The organism is Sphingobacterium thalpophilum, assembly GCF_901482695.1.
In the GTDB taxonomy this organism is placed as follows: Bacteria; Bacteroidota; Bacteroidia; order Sphingobacteriales; family Sphingobacteriaceae; genus Sphingobacterium; species Sphingobacterium thalpophilum.
Map to the genome: position 1 here is coordinate 3,821,979 of NZ_LR590484.1, position 21,083 is coordinate 3,843,061.

At 41.9% G+C, this 21,083-nt stretch carries 14 protein-coding genes; 10 read left to right on the forward strand and 4 right to left on the reverse strand.

Going from position 1 to position 21,083, the window contains the following annotated elements; all coding sequences use genetic code 11:
- Positions 1–106: 106 nt before the first annotated feature.
- From FGL37_RS15720 to FGL37_RS15730, 3 genes are all read left to right on the forward strand, one after another.
- On the forward strand, positions 107–826 hold the full coding sequence (locus FGL37_RS15720; protein WP_028069074.1) for an RNA ligase family protein: 720 nt from the start codon (positions 107–109) through the stop codon (positions 824–826).
- Entirely contained in the window at positions 804–1,913 is a 1,110-nt protein-coding gene (locus tag FGL37_RS15725; RefSeq protein ID WP_028069073.1) for an AAA family ATPase, read from the forward strand. The genes FGL37_RS15720 and FGL37_RS15725 overlap by 23 nt, the downstream gene beginning before the upstream one ends.
- A gap of 205 nt (positions 1,914–2,118) precedes the next feature.
- Positions 2,119–2,805 carry a Crp/Fnr family transcriptional regulator gene (locus FGL37_RS15730; protein WP_232048715.1) on the forward strand — a complete coding sequence of 229 codons (687 nt, stop codon included), beginning with the start codon at positions 2,119–2,121 and terminating at the stop codon, positions 2,803–2,805.
- Between the two features lie 40 nt (positions 2,806–2,845).
- Here the strand turns inward: FGL37_RS15730 and FGL37_RS15735 are convergent, their stop codons facing one another.
- The gene (locus tag FGL37_RS15735; RefSeq protein WP_037532512.1) at positions 2,846–3,331 is read right to left on the reverse strand and encodes a hypothetical protein; all 486 of its coding nucleotides are present in this window, start codon (positions 3,329–3,331) and stop codon (positions 2,846–2,848) included.
- Positions 3,332–4,057: 726 nt separating this feature from the next.
- On the opposite strand from FGL37_RS15735, the gene FGL37_RS15740 reads away from it, so the two are divergent.
- From FGL37_RS15740 to FGL37_RS15770, 7 genes are all read left to right on the forward strand, one after another.
- Complete coding sequence (locus tag FGL37_RS15740) at positions 4,058–5,455, forward strand: 3-keto-disaccharide hydrolase (RefSeq protein ID WP_028069071.1); 1,398 nt, start codon at positions 4,058–4,060, stop codon at positions 5,453–5,455.
- Positions 5,456–5,460: 5 nt separating this feature from the next.
- Positions 5,461–6,876 carry a Gfo/Idh/MocA family oxidoreductase gene (locus FGL37_RS15745; RefSeq protein WP_028069070.1) on the forward strand — a complete coding sequence of 472 codons (1,416 nt, stop codon included), beginning with the start codon at positions 5,461–5,463 and terminating at the stop codon, positions 6,874–6,876.
- Between the two features lie 819 nt (positions 6,877–7,695).
- The gene (locus tag FGL37_RS15750) at positions 7,696–8,376 is read left to right on the forward strand and encodes a response regulator transcription factor (protein ID WP_028069068.1); all 681 of its coding nucleotides are present in this window, start codon (positions 7,696–7,698) and stop codon (positions 8,374–8,376) included.
- Positions 8,377–8,378: 2 nt separating this feature from the next.
- Positions 8,379–9,725 carry a sensor histidine kinase gene (locus FGL37_RS15755; protein ID WP_028069067.1) on the forward strand — a complete coding sequence of 449 codons (1,347 nt, stop codon included), beginning with the start codon at positions 8,379–8,381 and terminating at the stop codon, positions 9,723–9,725.
- A gap of 90 nt (positions 9,726–9,815) precedes the next feature.
- A complete protein-coding gene (locus FGL37_RS15760; protein ID WP_051606608.1) occupies positions 9,816–11,090 on the forward strand; it encodes a TolC family protein in 1,275 nt (424 codons plus the stop codon).
- Between the two features lie 89 nt (positions 11,091–11,179).
- Entirely contained in the window at positions 11,180–12,190 is a 1,011-nt protein-coding gene (locus FGL37_RS15765; RefSeq protein WP_160169466.1) for an efflux RND transporter periplasmic adaptor subunit, read from the forward strand.
- A 1-nt stretch (position 12,191) separates the two neighbouring features.
- A complete protein-coding gene (locus FGL37_RS15770) occupies positions 12,192–15,287 on the forward strand; it encodes an efflux RND transporter permease subunit (protein ID WP_028069066.1) in 3,096 nt (1,031 codons plus the stop codon).
- A gap of 103 nt (positions 15,288–15,390) precedes the next feature.
- Here the strand turns inward: FGL37_RS15770 and FGL37_RS15775 are convergent, their stop codons facing one another.
- From FGL37_RS15775 to FGL37_RS15785, 3 genes are read right to left on the reverse strand one after another with little or no spacing between them, the layout of a single operon-like run.
- A complete protein-coding gene (locus FGL37_RS15775) occupies positions 15,391–17,061 on the reverse strand; it encodes a M1 family metallopeptidase (protein ID WP_028069065.1) in 1,671 nt (556 codons plus the stop codon).
- Positions 17,062–17,083: 22 nt separating this feature from the next.
- On the reverse strand, positions 17,084–19,258 hold the full coding sequence (locus FGL37_RS15780) for a S9 family peptidase (RefSeq protein ID WP_028069064.1): 2,175 nt from the start codon (positions 19,256–19,258) through the stop codon (positions 17,084–17,086).
- Between the two features lie 30 nt (positions 19,259–19,288).
- Entirely contained in the window at positions 19,289–20,680 is a 1,392-nt protein-coding gene (locus FGL37_RS15785) for an aminopeptidase P family protein (protein ID WP_028069063.1), read from the reverse strand.
- Positions 20,681–21,083 lie beyond the last annotated feature (403 nt).

Consider the following 21,083-nt stretch of genomic DNA (forward strand, 5'->3'; position numbering starts at 1 on the left):
TTAAAATATGTTAGGGGTGAAGCAACCATATGGAGAAATCCAAAATGGTTAAGAGAACCTATACGCTATACTCATATCGTTGTATTATTATTTTATTTATCAAAAGATGGAATCAACTAAATATGGTCGTACCTACCATTTTCCTTTTTCTCCCGGAACAAGCAGTGACGATCGTTTCAATCATCAATATTGGACAGATATCCAATCCTTCCCGGGTTTGCTCTATACAGAGAAACTTGATGGGGAAAACAACTGTCTATCTAAAAGAGGGGTATTTGCACGTTCGCATGCAGCTCCGACAATCTCTCCGTGGACGGCGGCATTACGGGAACACTGGGGAAGATTAAAAAATGATCTGGGGGACCTGGAGTTTTTCGGAGAAAATCTTTATGCCGTCCACTCCATTGAATACATCAAATTAGAACATTACTATTACGTATTTGCTGCTCGCATCAAAGACATGTGGCTTTCTTGGGATGAAGTTCAATTTTATGCTGCTTTATTTGATCTGCCGACTGTCCCCGTATTACGAGTGGATATCGTGAAAGACTTGACGCCCATACGGCTACAGGATATTATTGAAACTTTTGCAGCACGGGGTTCGGTATTTGGGTCTATCGATCCAAGGACTGGGCAGTACTGTACCCGTGAAGGGATTGTCTGCCGGAATACAGACGGTTATTCTGTTTCGGAATTTAATCATAACGTATTTAAGTACGTTCGACAAGGTCATGTGCAGACAGATGAGCATTGGTCAAAGTCATGGAAAAGAACAAAGCTCATCTGGGAAAGGAATTCAAAAAATGGACTGGAAAATAACAGATAATAAAAATTGGCAGAGTCTGCATGATCAGTTTTCATGGATACGCGATATGCAGTATGTCGCTCAAGATCCGGTACATCATGCTGAAGGCAATGTAGCAATTCACACCCAAATGGTCTTGGAGCAATTGCAGCACTCAAAGACCTATCAAAGGATGAGCATTCAACGGCAGGAAGTTTTATGGGCTGCTGCTCTTTTACATGACGTCGAGAAACGGTCAACAACATTAATCGACGCTCAAGGACGGATTAGTTCGCCGGGCCATGCGCGAAAGGGAGCGCAAACAGCACGGCAAATTTTATTCCGGGACGTCGAGACGCCTTTCGTTTTGCGGGAGGAAATTGTGGCGTTGGTACATTATCATGGGCTCCCTATATGGTTGCTGGACAAGGTGGATCCCATGAAGAGAGCACTGCAAGCTTCCTTGCAGCTCGATATGGCTGAACTAAAACTGCTGGCGGAAGCAGACGTAAAGGGTCGGATTTGTCAGGATCAGCGTGGATTGCTCGAGGCTCTTGAACTGTTTGAATTATATGTCAAGGAGCTGGCGTGTTGGCATTCACCGCGTGTTTTTACAAGTTCGAATGCACGGTTTACTTATTTCAATAGGGAAGAAGGTTACGTGGATTATGTACCTTTTGATCGCTTTAGATCTACAGTAATCGTGTTATCAGGCTTGCCGGGGATGGGTAAAGATCATTATATCAGTACGCTTCCTAAAGATGTGCCCGTTATCAGTCTTGACGACATCCGCCGCAAACACTGTATAGATCCGACTGATAGAAGAAGAAATGGATGGGTTGTCCAACAGGCGAAAGAGCAAGCGAAGGGTTATCTGCGCCGCGGGCAGAATTTCGTATGGAACGCGACAAATATCACATCTATGATGCGTAAACAGCTAATCGATCTTTTTGTCAGTTATCGGGCGTACATAAAGCTGGTCTATATCGAAAGACCCTATGATCAGTGGCGAAACCAGAATAACCAACGTGCGTATCCTCTTTCCGAGGTGGTGTTGGACAAGATGTTGCATAACTTGGAAGTGCCGTTGCTGACAGAAGCGCATGAGGTCTTATATGTTGTCGATTAACTGGCAATACCTTAACGGAGCCTATGGATCGGAGATCAGGCAAATGAAGTCAAAAAGTAAACGAGGTTATACAGAAAACAGGAATATCATCGTTATACTTACAGTATTAGTTTCTAATAATTCTGTTAAACTGTTAAAGGCGAATCAGCTTACCTGTCAAGTGGTGAGCTGATTTTTTGTAGACATCCCGCTGAATCAGGGCTCGGTGCAAGCTGTCAAGATTCGTTATCATGCTTGTTTATTCAGTGTGTATTTTGCTGAGACAAACTTTTGTGTTAACTTACATCAAAGAATCATGGATCATAACAGGACAGCCGGAGCCGGAGCATTCAGGGCACACTTAACAAAATTCATTCAAATAGATGATGATGCTTTTGAAGATATATTAACATTTTTTCAAAACAAGTCAGTGGCAAAAAAAGAAAATCTGTTAGTAGAAGGGCAAGTGTGCAGATCTCATTATTTTGTAATAAAAGGGATATTGCGCAAATTTTTTGTAAATGAGAAAGGAGTAGAGCAAACAACTGAGTTTGCGATAGAAAACTGGTGGATCACCGACAACATTGCTTACGAACACAAATTGGTGAGTTGTTTTTACATTCAGGCGGTCGAGAAATCAGAAATACTGTATATCAGTCTTGATAATCAGGAAAAGTTGCTTGCTACGTTTCCCGTTATGGAACGTTATTTCCGTTTTGTGTACCAAAGGGCTTATGCGGCTGCTCAGATGCGTGTCAAGTATTTCTTTTCGCTCTCAAAGGAGGAATTTTACCGCGATTTTTTACACAAATACCCCGAATTTGTCCAACGTGTTCCTCAATATCTAATTGCTTCTTTTTTAGGTTTTACACCAGAATATTTAAGTGAAATTAGGAGGAAATTTAATTTCTGACTGGGATGGATTTACCTCACTCGTATATGCGTTAAGGGTATTAATAACACTGATCAGAACTAACGATACGGTATGGATTGATTTGAAAATACAAATTGTTATTCGCCGCATAGTCATCAACCAGCTGATGAAATTTCTCTATCGCTTTTTCCTCGGATATAGCAAAACAATGTAGGTTTATCTCAAGAGGTTTTTCATCCGTTGCTTCCTCCACCCTTAATTGACCTAATTCGCACAGAATAACAGCAAAGGAAGTTTTGCAGATTTCAATTTCTAATTTGTTATTAATCAATTGTGAAGAGATACTGTAATATGATTCATTATTTTTGATCTCTTCCTGAAAAGGATCTAGAATAGTGGCTATTATAGTACGATAGCCATATTTGGCGTCACCAAAAAAATGATCGATATATTCCTGAGCTTTTTCATAAGTTGAAAAAATACCTTCCAGATTAGTGAATATATCTGGATCTTCTTTAACTTCTTTAGACACTACTGCGTACACCTTGATAGGATCGGTTGTCATATTTAAAATGCTACTGTTTATATGTTAAGTGAAGTTTTTTCTGCAAAAAAAACTGGCATTGATTTCGATATACAGGGTAATCTGAAATGAAACCGTTGTTTTAAAATAAAAAAATTTCCTTTATCTCCTTTGTAGCCTAGTTTGGGATACTTCTTGTGCTTTAAAGTTGTGTATAATTTTTGTATTCTCCAAATTTTTTACTGATTGTTTTGATTTTATTTTTCGCGACACAAAAAATGGTGTTGATATGGTTCTTACAATAAGGTACACATTGGCTACTTTTGGGACGGCTTATAGCAAAAGCGGTTGCGTGTATACTCATAAATCAGGCTTTAACCCATGAAAAAGGCGAGCTGCATAATCCATCTCATGATAATAGTTTCTTTTTCGTTATGCTCATGTTTATATTCATTGTACCAGTTTATCCGTTTATTGTCTTGCAAAGCTTGAAACTATATTTCTGGTGTTGAGTGTCCAATTGTTTCAAACGTTTTCGTAAATAAATCACGTAATTTGGTTCATTTAGCTTATATAAATTAATATATTGTTTTGCAAAACAAGGATAATAACCAATCGTTATTCATGCGGGAATTTTCTCAAATTGATAAAAGAAATTTAGGTATACAGCTGTGACGCTGATAAGCCGACATGGGATGTATCCTGATCACTAAACAACCAATATTTAATAAATAAACCGGGCAAGATGCTCCAGAAATAATTATTACAATGAGAAGAAACACATTAATCAAGACTGTTCTAATGGTAGCGGCACTGAGCAATATTCCATTATCGTATGCGCAGTCCCATGGCGACACAGAATCAGGATGGACAAATCTTTTTGACGGAAAAACGTTAAATGGTTGGAAAGCTGTGGGCGGAAAAGCCCCTTACACCGTAGAAGGCGATGCTATCGTCGGGCGCATGACAAAAGGTACACCAAATTCATTTTTAATTACCGAAAAAGAATACGGCGACTTTATATTGGAACTCGATGTTAAGCTTGAGGGTAGTCAAACGAACTCGGGAATACAGACACGGAGCCATTTGGATCCAAAAGCAAATGAAGGCCGAGGTCGCGTATATGGCCGTCAAGTTGAGATAGATCCGTCTGACCGTGCTTGGACGGGAGGTATATATGATGAAGCGCGCCGAGGCTGGCTGTATCCTTTGGATCTTAACGAAAACGCCAAGAAAGCCTACAGGCCAGAGGAATATAATCATGTACGCATTGAAGCGATTGGGGATGAACTGCGCACGTGGATCAACGATATTCCTGTATCTTATGTTGTGGATACCATTGACCGAGCCGGTTTTATCGGTTTGCAGGTGCATAGTATTCCAGCAGAGCTTGATGGAAAGAAGGTGTATTTCAAAAATGTCAAGATTAAGACTAGCGACCTTAGATCTAAAGGCTTTCCAAACGATATTTATATCGTGAATTTAAAACCGAATGAAATTGTGGATGCCGAAAAGAAAAAAGGTATGAAGTTATTATTTGACGGCAAGACAAGTAACGGTTGGCGAAGTATTCATGGAGACAAATTTCCTGATCGTGGTTGGGAAGTTAAAGATGGTCAGCTGACAGTCCTGAAATCTGATGGGGGCGAATCGACGAATGGTGGCGATATCGTCACAAAGGATAAATATACTGTTTTCGACCTTTCTTTTGAATTTAAGCTCAGCGCCGGCGCCAATAGCGGGGTGAAATATTTCGTGACGCTAAAGGAGAAATCCAAGGGGTCAGCTATTGGACTGGAGTATCAGGTATTGGATGATGCACTTCATCCCGACGCGAAATTGGGCAGAGATGGAAACCGTACTTTAGCCTCGTTGTATGATCTAATTACCTCCAATCGCGATGCACGCGCCCGCAGGCCAATCGGTGAATGGAATCGCGGACGTATAGTCGTAACTGCTGACAATAAAGTGGAGCATTACCTAAACGGAATCAAAATGCTGACCTATGAGAGAGGTTCGAAACAATTCAGGGATCTGGTAGCTATCAGCAAATATAAAGACTGGGAAAATTTTGGTGAAGCCAAGGAAGGATTTATCCTTTTGCAGGATCATGGAGACCGTGTTTCGTTTCGTAGTATAAAAATTAATAAGCCAAACCAACAATAAACGATATGAACCATTATTTATCACGCAGAAGCTTTGTGAAACAATCTGTCATGGCAGCTGGCGCAGTCATGCTTTCAAATAGTGTGCTGGGTAAAGTGAGTCTTGCAAAACCCAATGAACGAGTCAACCTTGCCTGTGTGGGGTTGGGAAACCGCGCTGCGGAGATCATAAAAGAGTTATATAAAACAGGGCTCTGTAATATTGTTGCGCTTTGCGATGTGGATCTGGGGGCTAAACACACAGAGGAGATCCTCGCGATGTTCCCTGACGCACCTAGGTTCAGCGATTTTAGAGTGATGTTTGATAAAGTCGGTAATCAGATTGACGCTGTTAGTATCGGTACGCCTGATTTTTCCCATTTTGCCATAACTATGCTCGCCTTGGATCTTGGTAAGCATGTTTATGTAGAGAAACCGATGGCCCGGACCTTCTTAGAAGTCGAACTTATGACTGATAAGGCACGTAGAAATCCTAAACTTGCCACGCAGATGGGAAATCAAGGGCACTCCGAGGCAAACTATTTTCAATTCAAGGCTTGGAAAGAAGCAGGTATTATCAAGGACGTAACACGTATCGATGCCCATATGAACATGCCTCGTCGATGGCATGGCTGGAATATCAATATAAAAGGATTTCCGGCTGCAGAGACGGTGCCAGAAACGTTGGACTGGGAGCTTTGGCAGATGCAGACTTTGGGGCATGATTATAACAAGGATTTTGTAAACGGGCAATGGCGCTGCTGGTATGACTTTGGAATGGGCGCTCTCGGAGACTGGGGTGCGCACATTTTAGATACAGCACACGAATTCCTGGACCTTGGATTGCCGACAGAAATTACCGCAGTGAAGCTGGATGGCCACAATTCCTACTTTTTCCCCATGTCTTCCACCTTGAAATTCCACTTTCCCAAGCGAAAAAAAATGCCTGCAGTGGATATCAACTGGTATGATGGCCTGGATAACCTGCCACCTATACCAGAGGGTTATGGCATTTCGGGGCTTGATCCCAATATTCCGGCACCGAGTACCGGAAAACTTGAGCCAGCAAAATTAAATCCCGGTAAGATCATCTATGGAAAAGACCTGACATTCAAGGGCGGGTCTCACGCAAGTATATTACAGATTATTCCCGAGGCAAAAGCTAAAGAAATGGAAGCGCGCCTACCCGATGTGCAAAAATCCCCTTCAAATCATTTTGCTAACTTCTTAAAAGCGTGCAGGGGAGAGGAGAGGACCAGGTCTGCTTTTGAAATAGCCGGTCCATTGAGCCAAGTATTTTGCCTGGGAGTTATCGCACAGCGACTGAATTCGAAGCTTGTTTTTGATCCGGTCAAGAAAGAAATCAGCAATGATAAATTTGCTAATGCATTGTTGGCAGGTCCACCGCCGGCCAGAGGATGGGAACAGTATTACAAAATGTAGTTCGGAAACGACAACATTATACAGGTGAAGTGCCGGCTGCTTTCGGCCGGCACTTTATGTTTTACTGCTATATATTCTGTGTATTTACGAACGATGAAGGTTTGGCTCTGACAAAAAAAAGGTTTTCAAACGGGGAGAATGAAAACCTTCAATAACCAATTATAAACCTAAATTATGATACCACAAAGGTAAGTGTATTTATTACACTATGCAACTTTATTTTTATTTTTTTTTGATGTCTCGATTTTCTATGGATAAAGCAATTAATGCAACAAATTCCAAGCATCTGTATGCTTTATGTGACATTATACACGTACCTTACGAAGTCAAACGACAAATAAGCGGCAATTCTTTCCTAATTGCATATGACAGAAAGGCGATACCAATTCAATTATCTACGACCTGTTTATCATCTAATTGAGGAAAATGCGTCAAACAATCGGATAGTAGGGGTAGGAATCTTAATTCGAACTTTTTACGACAATTACTGTAGATCTGTTACAACGAATAACTTTACATACGTGCTGAAAGCTAGATATGCTCGATATAGAATAAAAAAAAGGTTTTCAAACGGGGAGAATGAAAACCTTAAATAACCAATTATAAACCTAAATTATGATGGTACAAATATACAGTGTATTTTATACACTTGCAAATTTTTTTTAAAATCTAATAAAAAAATAGTTGAGGCGCTATTAGGGTTGTTGCCCATCTTGCCGTTGAATACTGGTGGACTTTATCGGTAATTTTGTATACTTGTAAGATCTCATCATGGGATATAGCAATTAATAATTTCTTTTTTGTATAAAGAGTTTGTCTATGCAGATACTTTTAGTGGAAGATGATCGTCGTATCAGCAGCTTTGTTGTGAAGGGCCTCGAGGAAATGGGGTATCAGGTGATCTTAGTGGAATCTGCAGAAGCTGCCAGGGAGTGGATTAGCGCCGATTCGGTGGATATAATCGTGCTTGATGTCATGTTGCCGGGTATTGACGGGATTCAGTTTACCAAAATGATACGTTATCGAAAAAATCGGATTCCGATTTTGATTTTAAGCGCGCTCAGTGAAGTCGAGGACAAGGTGGAGGCGCTGGAGAGCGGAGCAGACGACTATTTAGTCAAACCTTTTGCTTTCAAAGAACTGGTTAGCCGTATTCGGGCCCTAGTCCGGAGAGATGGTTATAAGAGCATGACCAAACAGAATTTGATTGAAATTCGTAATCTTAAAATAGATCTTGAGAAATATGAGGTATATAGGAATGGCAAACTTGTTGACTTGTCTCCCAAAGAATTTAAGCTGTTTAAATTTTTAATTGAAAACCGTGATAAAACGCTTTCGCGTACAGCCATACTTCAGGCTGTCTGGGGAATTGATTTCGACAATAATACTAACGTAGTTGATGTATATGTATCCTATCTTAGAGGCAAGATCGACCCTGATGGCGAGGCTTCATTGATCAAGACAGTCAAAGGTGTGGGGTACATGCTTAAAACGGATTAATTATGAATCTGAAGACCAGACTGGCTTTTTTCTCATCCCTGGCGATTGCTATTATATTTGGACTGGCAGCGATAGTCATTTACTGGTTATTTTACAATTCGTCGGAACGATACCTTATAAATTCGCTTGAAAAAAACGCAAAAATTGCGGGTATTTATTATCTGGAGGCGGATGAGCAGAGTCCCTTAAAACATCAGGAGTCCAAAAAACAATACGAAAGCCTTGTCAAACGGGCGATGGTAGCGGTTTTTAATGCTGAAGGTAAGATAAGCTACGGTGGTCTTCGTCAAGACAACGAAATTGAGCTGGATCTGCTCGCACGACTAAAGAGGGAAAAGACTATTTATTTTAAAACAGACGATAACTTTTATTTTGGACTGTATTATCCCGACAATCAGGGGGATTTTTTTGTTTTTGTTAAGGAGCCAAAAACCGATTTCAATCACCAATTAAACCGTTTGCTCATCACACTCACACTAGTCTTCTTTGTGGCATGGATCAGTATAATATTATTTTCAATCTGGCTCGGAAAATATGCTTACTTGCCGATCCGGAATGTTATTCACGAAATTCGAAACAAGGACCTTAATACTATACAACAACCGCTTACTGTTGTTAAGAGTAAAGATGAACTGCAGGATCTCGTAGAAAGTTATAATGCGCTCCTACGAAGAATCAGTGAGAACATGATCATCCGCAGGAACTTTGTGAGTTATGTTTCGCATGAATTCCGCACGCCGTTAGCGGGTATTTTGGGATCAATGGAAGTGTTTGGGGGCAAGGCCAGAAGTCCGGAAGAATACGAGGAGCTGGTAAACACCATCACCGAACATGTCAATTTTTTGAATAACTTGATCAGCAATTTTTTACTCTTAACGGAAGATCGGACAGTGGGGCGGTCACAAGAGGTATTTCGAATTGATGAGATTGTGTGGGATCTCGTAGCCAAGTTTAAACAGACATTTCAAATTCCGATAAGGATAGATGTGCAGGTAAGTGATCCAATGTATTTTAACTGTCGTGGGAACAAAATGCTCATCGCTTTATCACTTTCTAATCTGATCGAAAATGGGCTGAAGTATGGAAATGGTAAAGAAGTGCTCGTGCGGTTAATGACATTGTCGGATCGGCTTTCATTGCAGATTATTGATCATGGTATCGGTATTCCGCCTGCCGAACTGGAAGCGATAAAACAAACTTTCTACCGTGCCTCCAACGTAGGTGAGATCAAGGGCAGTGGTATCGGATTATCCTTTGCGCAGATCGTTTTTAAAGACCAGGGAGTAGAATTTGAGATTGATTCGGATGATTCCGGAACTACCGTTTCACTTTTCTTTCCAAAACTCTAATCGTTCTCTAACCTTTTCTAATCAAACTTTAATTTATCTTAAAGTCATCTGTAATCTTGGTCGTTTAGTTTTGTGCAAAATCAGAACAACGTGAGAAAAATACAGATTGCATTAATTTTTTTTCTTGGATTCAATAGTTATCTATCCGCTCAGGAACCAAGGACAGATTGCCTGACGAAATCGCAGGTGGAGCAGCTGTTTCTCGAGCACAACTTGACGTTGCTGGCCAAGCGCTTTCATCTTAAACAAGCAGAAGCTGCTATATTGCAGGCAAAGCTATGGCCCAACCCGACAGTCTCCATTTCGGAGGTTAACCTTTGGAAAAATCCATCCAGTGAATCTTTTTCGTCACTCATAGGAAATTATGGCAAATATCAGCAAGTCGCACTGGAGCTGGAACAGACGATCGAAACAGCCGGAAAACGAAAGAAAAGAGTCCAATTGCAGCTCCTGGAAAAAGAAGACAGCAGACTTCAATTTGAAGAGTTGCTCCGGAACCTTCGTTATGATCTCCGAAACCAAATGCTGGATTTGCAGGTGATGCAGGCGAAAGAGCGGTTATACAATGGTCAGATGGAGATATTTGAACGGATCAGTGCATCTTATCAGCACCAATGGAAGGAGGGGAACGTGAGTGAAATGGATTACCTGCGTATCCAAAGTGAGGCGACGGCCTTTAGGAATAAGCTCGCCGAAATCCATCAAGAAAAGATAGAGAAAATAAACGCAGTTGCACAATACCTCGGTGATCAGGCTAAGATGCTTTGCATCACCGACACATTGAGTTTGCCGGATTTTGTCCAAGCTAAACCAGGCGAATGGAAGCTGACAGCACTCGAAAATAGGAGCGACTACAAAATGGTTCGCAATGAACTAGAAAAGGGAAAAGCGCAGTTCGAAATAGAGCGGGCGGAACGGGTCCCTAATCTACAAGTATCCATGAATTACGACCGTGGCGGAAATATCATGCGCGATTTTGTGGGATTCGGTGTAAGCATGGATCTTCCGCTGTTTAACCGTAATCAGGGCAATATCAAAATCGCCCAGCTGGAAATTGAAAAGAAAAAAGTCGAAGCCGAGCAGTTCCGTCTTGACATCGAACGGGAAATAGATTTTTTAACAGCGCGTCTTGGTGCTCTCGAGACAAGCCTGAAATCCACCGATAGCACCTTTGCCCAAAGGTTGGATACTGCTCTTGAGCGCTACGTACGCAACTTTCAGCAAAAGAGACTTACCATCGTCGAATTTACGGATTTCATCAACAATTATATGGAAAACAAAGAGGCAATTCTTGAACGTTGTGCGAAATATCTTCAGTATAAAGAAGAACTCATTTATTTAATTGGAAAGGATATATTAGAATGAAGCGTTACCGAGCACTATACTTCGTCTTTTTTGTAGGTTTACTAATAGCTTGTCAATCCGAACAGGAAAACGAGAAGTCTGACAGACAGATGAAAAGATTTTGTCTGAACGACGATTTCAAGCAGCACATTAAAATCGATTCGATTCGAAAAAGAGCTGTCTCCGAACAGATCGCTTTAAATGGGGCGGTACAATACGACCAAGACGAGCTCGCTGTACTAAAGACACCGGTTCAGGGGATTGTGCAATCTGTGGCGGTGAAGATGGGGGACTTTGTCACGAAGGGACAAGTATTGATTACACTAAAAGGTACTTCCGTTAATGACCTTGCAAAGGATCTACGCGAATTGGAAAACAGCAGGCGGCTGGTCGTTAGTAAGCTGAATACCTTGCGGAGCATGCTCAAAGATGGCATGGCCTCCCAGCGCGAAGTGGATGAAATGGAAAACGAATTGAAAGCTGCGAATATAGGCATCCAGCATGTGAAGTCAAATATGCAATTGCTCAACGGATCATCAGAAAACGGAACTTTTTATATCAGGGCTCCGAAATCGGGATATATAGTCGATAAGAAAGTCAGTCCGGGTATGACAGTGGATGACAATGTCGATCTATTGTCCGTCAGCAATCTGAATGAAGTATGGGTAGCAGTTAACATCTACGCTAATAATTTACCATTTGTCAAAAACGGGGCTCGGGTCAGGGTGACCACTTTAGCCTATAAAGGCGAATACTTTGAAGGGTATATTGATCAGATCGCCAATTTTTTTGATCCAGATGAACGTGTTGTTAAAGCGAGGGTAAAAATGGCGAACAAAGATTTAAGGCTGAAGCCGGGGATGAGCGTGGATGTTTTTGTTGAAAAAGCTTCGGCGAGCAGCGGGCGGTTGTTATTAGCTATTCCGAAGGATGCTATCATCTTGTATAATAACCAGAATTATGTGGTGACATACAGAGGCGATTGCGAGATGTCGGTCAAACCGGTCGTTATTGTTTCTGAAAATGAGAGCTATGCGTTTGTGGAGGATGGACTGCAGGAAGGAGACCGTGTGCTTACTGAAAATGAACTGATTGTGTTTGATGAATTGATGAGTAGATAGCATGAAGAAAGTTGTACAAAATATTGTTTCATTTTCATTGAAACATTCTTTGGTCGTCCTTTTTTTTACACTTGTGCTTTTATTCGGCGGTATATATGCCTATTTGCACACGGCGATTGAAGCCTTTCCGGACGTCACAAATACGCGTGTTCGGATCATCACTCAATGGCCGGGACGTAGCGCGGAAGAAATTGAAAAATTTGTGACGTTGCCGGTGACTAAGGAGATGAACACAATACCCAGAAAAACCGAGGTGCGTTCTATTTCATTGTTTGGGCTATCGGTGGTGACAGTTCAGTTTGAAGAAACGGTGACAGATTTTTATGCCCAGCAATATGCGGGTAACAAAATGCGTTCAATTGAATTGCCCGAAGGAGCCGAGAGTTCGGTCGAGCCTCCTTCTGGAGCTACTGGCGAGATCTTCCGTTATGTCGTTAAGAGTGATCTTCCGATCAAGGAAGTATCTGCTATTCAGGACTGGGTGATCGAGCGGGAGCTTGTCGGTGTACCCGGTGTGGCAGATATCGTGAGCTTCGGCGGCGAAGAAAAGATTTATGAAATAAAAATAAATCCCACCGAACTGGCCAATTACAATCTTTCACCTTTGGACGTCTATGAAGCAGTTTCCCGTTCGAATATAAATGTAGGGGGCGATGTCATACAGAAAGGAAATCAGGCCTATGTCGTGCGTGGAGTAGGTTTATTGGACAAAATTGAAGATATCGGTAATATTCTAATCAAGGTGGTGGGGAATACGCCTATTCTGGTTAAACATGTGGCAGAGATTGAGTTGGGAGCAAAGCCCCGGCTTGGACAGGTGGGGCTCAATGCGGACGACGATCTTGTTCAAGGGATCGTGATCATGCTCCGTGGCGAGAATCCTTCCGAAGTGGTCGCTCGTCTCAAAGATAAAATTCAAGAGCTCAATCAGCGGATCCTACCAGAGAATGTCAAGATCGAACCGGTGATCGACAGGACCAAGTTGGTAAACAATACGGTCCATACGGTATCAAAGAACTTGATTGAAGGGGTAATACTGGTTTCTATCATCGTGTTTATTTTTTTGAACAACTGGAAAACCACCTTTATAGTGGCATCTGTAATTCCCCTCGCATTCCTATTTGCAATCATTTTGTTGAAAATACAGGGGCTTCCAGCGAATCTGATTTCTATGGGGGCGCTGGATTTTGGCTTATTGCTGGAGGGCACGCTCGTTATTGTAGAAACAGTTTTTGTTTCGCTGGAAAAAGAAGCCCATCGACTCGGAACCGCCCGTTTTAATAAAATTGCGAAGCTTGGAATTATCAAAAGAAGTGCAGGGTCGGTAGCCGGGTATATTTTCTTTGCGCTGTTAATTTTGATTGTCGCCCTTACGCCAATTTTTTCCTTTCAGAAAGTTGAAGGTAAAATGTTCTCACCTTTGGCCTTTACGCTTGGATATGCTCTGCTGGGATCTTTGGTATTGAGTTTGACATACGTGCCAGCCATGTGCAAGTACCTCTTAAAAGGGAATATTAAAGAAGAAGAAAACAAAATCACGAAATATAGCCGCCATATTATTTTTAAGGGATTCAGAAAGACTTTTGATCATCCAAAATGGACTTTGTCTATTTTCGCCTTGGTTTTAGTAATCTGCGCCATACGATTTAGCCATTATGGCTCAGAATTTCTTCCAAAACTGAATGAAGGGGCTATCTATGTGCGCGCAACCCTACCGAATAGCGTCAATCTGGAAGAATCTGTTAAGCTTACCAAAAGTATGAAAACCAAGTTATTGGGGCAGTTCGATGAAATAGATTTTATCATGACGCAAACAGGGAGACCCAATGACGGTACGGACCCAACGGGCTTTTTTAATATAGAATTTAATATTGAACTCAAGCCCGAGGGGGAGTGGAAGCGAAAGATCACTAAAGAAACACTGATCAGTCAGATGCGTAATAGCTTGCAGACTTTTCCGGGTATTAATTTTGGCTTTAGTCAGCCCATTCAAGACAATGTGGAAGAATATGTAGCTGGGGTGAAAAGCCCATTGGTCATCAAAATTTTTGGTGAGGATTTGCAGGATCTGGAGAACAAAGCCAATAAGTTTGCTGAGTCGCTCAAACGCGTAGATGGTATTACCGATGTTAATGTGTTCAAAAACATAGGTCTGCCCGAGCTCCGTATTCAGTTACACGACTCGAAGATGGCTAAATATGGGGTTTCGACGAAAGATGTACAATCGGTTATTGAAATGACCATAGGAGGGCAGTCAGTGACGCATTTTTATGAAAATGAACGCATATTTGATGTACGTCTACGCTTTCAGAAGTCCTATCGCGACAGTCCTGAGAAAATTGGTAACATCATTATCCCGACGATGAATGAGCAGAAGGTCCCATTACGGGAGATCGCTACCATTGATTATCACACCGGGCCGGCGTTTATTTATCGAGAGGGGAACTCGCGTTATATTGGGGTAGGTTTTAATATCGAGGGACGAGACTTGGGTAGCACTATTGCTGATGCAAAGGAGCAGGTTGAGCGCGATATTAAGTTGCCGAAATCTTATAAGGTGGTTTGGGCCGGTGAGTTTGAGAGCAAGGAGAGAGCAACAAAACAGCTGATCAGGGTTGTTCCCATATCCCTGATTCTAATTTTGATGCTGTTATATGCCAACTTTGGGAATTTGAAAGATACGCTGATTTCCTCATTAACTCTTGCTTTCGCATTTATCGGTGGTTTTGTTTCTTTGTGGGTCACAGGTACGACATTCGGAATATCTGCAGGTATTGGGTTCATTATCCTGTTTGGTGTAGCAACAATAGATGGTATTGTACTGATTGGAATTATGAAGGAGAATTTATTAAACAAAATGGGGCTGAAGGCGGCGATTTATGAGGCTGTAAAAAGCCGGATCAGGCCTATTTTGATGATTGCGCTGATGGGTGCGATGGGATTGCTTCCTGCAGCACTATCAAACGGGATGGGTTCGGAAATCCAGAAGCCGTTGGCTATCATGATTGTTGGCGGACTGATTATCTGTATGATTCTTTCTTTTTCCATTTTACCCATTGCTTTCTATTTCGCTTATAAAAAAGGAAGAGAAGATTAACGTACCCATTTTAATTATTATATACTACGAAGGCTGCCTGTAAAGTACAGTGCAGCCTTTATTTATGATACGTTATGCGCTGATGACAGCACTTATCGATTTGCTATTCTATCAGCAGGCCGACGTAATAATTGAATGTGTCGACATCAATATTTTCTTTGCTGAGTCCCGGAATCTTAATTTCCCGAAACTGTTGATCCAGCTGTATCAGTTGCCTTTGCTGTCCCCTGATTCCGATGTGAATAGGCATTTGAAATCCAGTGACATCACTTATCCACCTGCCCAGGATTTTACCCTTGGTATCTTGCTGGATTTCAAGGGTAGGAATGGAGGCATGTTTTACATACTGTTCAAATACTTTGGATAGGTCGATTCCCGATGTCTGATTGATGTAGGTGGTGATATCTTTGTAATCAACCTGTTGGTGGTAGAATCTCTTATTGAGGCCCCGGAGGATGGAACGCCATTGCTTGTCGTCGTCGATGATGGTACGCACCATGTTCAGCATGACACCTCCTTTGGGATACATATCACCTGAGCCTTCTTTATTGACGTGATAAGGGCCCTGAATGGGTGCATCGTTTCGGATACCTCGTCGGATGCCGTGTACATAGGCCTGGCTGGCTTCCTTTCCATAGAAATAGTCAATGAATAATGCTTCAGAGTAGTTGGTAAAACTCTCATGAATCCACATGTCACCTAGATCGGCGGAAGTGATATTATTACCAAACCATTCATGGCCAGACTCATGGACGACAATGAAGTCCCATTTTTGCCCCCAGCCCGTTCCTGAATCATCCCTGCCCCGATATCCATTTTGATAATGATTGCCGTAGGCCACGGCACTCTGATGTTCCATACCTGTATGGTGTGTTTCGACAAGTTTATAGCCGTCTTCATAAAAAGGATATGGGCCAAACCAGTGCTCAAAAGCCTCCAGGGTCTGTCTCGCGTTTTTTTGAAGATGAGCTTTTTTTTCAGGGATGTCATTCTCCCGCAAGATGTAATAATCCACATCTAAGAGACCTTTTTCACCTTTATATTTTTCTTTGAAATGGATATAATCACCAATATTAATGGCAACGTTGTAGTTATTGATCGGATTAGTGACTTTCCAATAGTATTTCGTATAGCCGCCCGGCAATTTTTCCCTGTCTACGAGGCGCCCATTGGACACATTCATCACCTCGTTTGGAACAGCCACAGAAATCAACATGCTATCAACTTCATCATATTGATGGTCCTTGTTTGGCCACCACACACTGGCTCCCATTCCCTGGCATGCAGTGGCTACCCAAGGTTTTCCGTTGCTGTCTTTCTTCCAGTCAAAACCGCCGTCCCAAGGTGCCCTCGCTGCTTCTGTAGGGTGCCCTTCATAATATACAGTAAATTCATCCTCTGTTCCCCGATTTATTGAGGTAGGGAAGACTACAAATACAGCGTTATATTCCCTGGTAAATGGAAGCTCTGCGCCTTTATATACGATCTTGTTGATTTTAAGGTTTGCAAACAGGTCGAATTGAAGACGTTTGAAATCTGATGTGGCCTTAAATCGGAAGAGGTTTGAACCGGATATAAATTTATTGTCGATGTCAACTTTAACATCCAGGTGATAGTATTGAATATCATAACAAGTCCGCAAGGGGGTAAGATTTCCCCGCAATGAGTCCTCTCTTGTGAATTCACTTTTTGCTTCCATTAGCTGTGCTAAAGACGTCCGGAAGTCTGCAGTTAATATACCGATGATTGCCAATACATATAATAATCGTTTCATTTGTCAATATTGTTTAGAAGGTCTACCTGCCGCCCGGAGGACAATGTAATCTTAGATAGTTCGTAAATAATGTTCTTAAATGTTCATGTGTACCTTCGCCTTCGCTAATGGAATGGCTCCGGTTAGGGTAAGACATCAGCTGAAACTGCACATTGTTTCTAATAAGCTCATTGATCAGGACTTCTGCATTTTGGTAATGTACGTTGTCGTCGCCGGTCCCATGGATATAGAGGAGATTTCCTCTGATATTTTTAACGTGTTTTAAAGGCGAGCCGTTTTCGAAGTCTTCCTTGTTTTCCTGGGGTAATCCCATATAACGTTCCTGATAGACGTTGTCGTAAAGCAGCTGATTCGCGACCGCTGCAATGGCTATGCCTGTTTTATAGATCTGTGGATATTGTCCCAGTAGATTAAGCGTACTGGAACCACCTCCGCTCCAGCCCCATACGGCTACGCGCGAGCTGTCCACAAAGGGCCATTTCAGTATTTCCTGTGCCGACAGCGCTTGGTCACGTATATTGAGCAGTCCGATTTTTCTATAGATACTTTTGCGCCATGAACTGCCCTTAGGGGAAGGCGTACCGCGGTTGTCGAGCGAAATATAGAGGTAACCGTCCTGGGCCATATTTCCTTTATACAAACTGTTGTAGCCCGCGCTGAAATTGTCTAGCACCGTTTGCGACGCCGGCTCACCATAGACCATAAATACTACTGGATATTTTTTGCTGGGATCAAAGTTGAGTGGTTTAACCATCCAGCCATCCAGTTCCACACTGTCTGCGGTTTTTACTTTAAAGAACTCTGCTATACCTTCGCTTGTTTTCTTTTGGCGTTTTAGTTCAAAGTCCGTCAACACCTGATGGCTAGGTAGGGCAACTACGGCATCATATTTGAGTTCAGCACGATTGCTGAATCTAAAAAGTGCAATGCTGCCATCCGCTGAAATATCATAATCGCAAGTTCCCTCATAGGACATCGGCGTTAGTCTCTTTGGGATTCCTCCTTTCGTAGGTACACTATATAGGTATTTCTGAGTTGCATTTGTTGGCGAAGCTGTGAAATAAATCGTTTCTCCCTTTGGATCAAGAAAGTCAAGGTTGATCACGTCGTAATCGGCTTGGGTGATCAGTTTCTCCTTACCTTTCAGGTCAATCTGATATATTTTTCGCCAGCCATCTTTCTCAGATACCCAGATAAATGCTTTTCCATTCTGAATCCAGTCCCAGCCAGCAGGATCATTATTATTCCATCTGGATTTAATATCAATCCAAGAATCGCTTTTTTCCTGATATATGAGCTGAGCTTCATACGTTGTGACAGAAGCCGTATAGATCTTACTTTCGTTTTGTTTCCTGTTGAGCTGTTGTAGGATGAGCTGTTTGCTATCCATACACCACTCCATTCGTGGAACATAATTTTGGTCTGGAGTGCCTGGAATAAGGACCTGGTTATTTCGACTGTTGGTTAATTCGTATATCCAGATAGAGCATGAACTTGGAGATTGTCCGACCTTCGGATATTCTACCGGAATAGTATAGGAGTAAAGGCTATCTGTGTTATTAATCATTAAAAAGTTGCGGATATGGCGGGCATCGAGCTTCCAATAGGCAATTGAGAGACCGTCGGGAGACCATCTGAAACCATCTTTGCATCCAAATTCCTCTTCATATACCCAGTCGAATGTGCCGTTAATTATTCGGTCAGTACCATCTGTGGTGACCGCTGTAATCTTTCCAGTTGTCAGATCTTCGATGTAAATGTTATGATCCGCTTTGTTTACATAGGCCACCTTATCATTTCGCGGGCTAAACTTGGCGAACATCAGCTGGGAGGCGGGAAACTGCTGTCCCAGCTGTCTTAACTGTTTTGAACGTTGGCTGTAGATCCAATAGTCTCCGCGCGTGTTTTCGCGCCAGACTCTTTTGCTATTGGTGTAGATTAATATAAATTCCTTATTCTTGGAAATGGTAAAGTTTTCGACCTCTATCGGTTTATTTGTTCCTTGAGGGATCAGCGATTGTTGGGGTAAAAAAATCGTTCTTGTCCTATTTCGTGGGTCTACAGTCTCTATTCCCTTTTCGGAAAATTCATAGTAATGATCCCCATATTCGGCCCAGAGTCTTTGAGCATTGGCCGGATGTGGAAAATACAGGATTACAGACAATAAGAATACGATAAAAGCTCTATTTCTTTTCATTTTTTCAAATCGTTACATGCGTTCATATATCTAATCTAAATATTGGTCCTTAAGCTGATAGATTTCCTGAAGTTCCCGTTCCAGATATTTGCCGAGACGTCTAGCACCATCTTTTTCGATGACATAATTATCCTCGATCCGGATGCCACCGAATCCAAGGTGTTTTTTTAGAAAATCATAATTGATAAAATCTCGATGTAAGTTCTGCTGCTCCCAGAGTTGGGTGAGTTCTGGGATAAGATAAATTCCTGGCTCGACGGTGAGCACATTACCTATTTCTAATTTCTTACCAAGTCGCAGGGATTTAATTCCAAAAGTGTTTGTATCCTTTGGTTCAGCAGCCGTATAGCCCACATACTGTTCGCCTAGATCTTCCATGTCATGAACATCCAGGCCGAGAAGATGCCCTAGTCCACATTGAAAGAATAGGGCATGAGCATGGTTAGCCACAGCGTCCTGGACGTTGCCCTTCATAAACCCCACTTGTTTCAATCCTTCGACCAATGCCTCACAAGCTCTTAGGTGGATATCTTTGAAACCAACTTCGGGTGTTAACAACTGTTCTGCTGTTTTAAAAGCATGTAGTACAATATGATACATGTCTTCTTGCAATGAAGTGAAGCGCTTGCCTACTGGAAAAGACCTGGTTAAATCGGAAGCATAACCCAACGGTGTTTCTACGCCTGAATCGTTAAGAAGGATATCGCCATCATGAAGCTGATGAAATTGCATGTGGTTGTGTAAGATCTCGCCTCTTTTTGTTACAATCGGCGGGTACGAGAAACACATTCCCTGGTCTTGAGCAAAGTGTTGCATGGCATTGCTGATCTGATACTCAAAACAGCCAGGGACTGCCATGCGGATGGCAAGCCGGTGCATATCCACTGCGACATCAACGGCTTTCTCTATTTCGGCAATTTCTTCAGCAGACTTAATGTTGCGTTGTGCAGCTACCGCTTGTATAAGGGAAATAGATGGATACAGCTTGTTGACCGGACAGTTTAACAATTGTTCGAGCAGCAATTTGTTATGGGACTGATATGGAGGAAGATAATGTATAGTACATCGCGTACCCAAGTGAAGCAGGTACTCGAAGAGCTGATCAAAAGGACGAATTTTATCTATCCCTGCTCGACTGGCTTTTTCAGCCAAGGTTTCCTGCCGCCCCATCCAGACGATATCATCAATGGACATTTCGTCGCCAAATAAGATTGTTTCGCCATTTTCCGGATCTAGTACAGCGGCCAGTTTAGGGCTCTTGATTCCGATATAATATAGAAAGCTACTATCCTGGCGAAAAGGATAAGTGTTGTGTTCAAAGTTGATTGGGTTTTCGATATTACCCAGTAACAGAATACGTCCGGTCATCATTTTCGACATCAATTGAGTGCGCCGGGCCATGTATATATATTTCTCAAACATAATTTAGAGGAATTAAAACAATTTTTGCTGGCAGCCCCATAAGATTTTATTTTTACGAGGTCATTGAGCCTATGCGTTAAGCAAATTTATATGCCAATATCGTAAAATTTATCTGCTCCAAAGTGATATCCTTGAAAGGGCAATTGATTATTTCATTGATAGCACGCTGTTTTACCATCTAATGGTGGGTTGGAGGTACATAATAAAAGATAAATAACGACGTCACTAAAGGTCAATCTTTCTGTCGACTTTTAATTAGCACAATTTATCAAAGTTTAATTGTATTTTAACCGCATTCTTCTTTCCGCTTCGTTTTTTATTAAATATTGTCGAATGCTAAACATATTTTGGTATAGTATTTTCCCACATTGCACTCGAGAAAGATTGTTCGTTGGAGTTTATT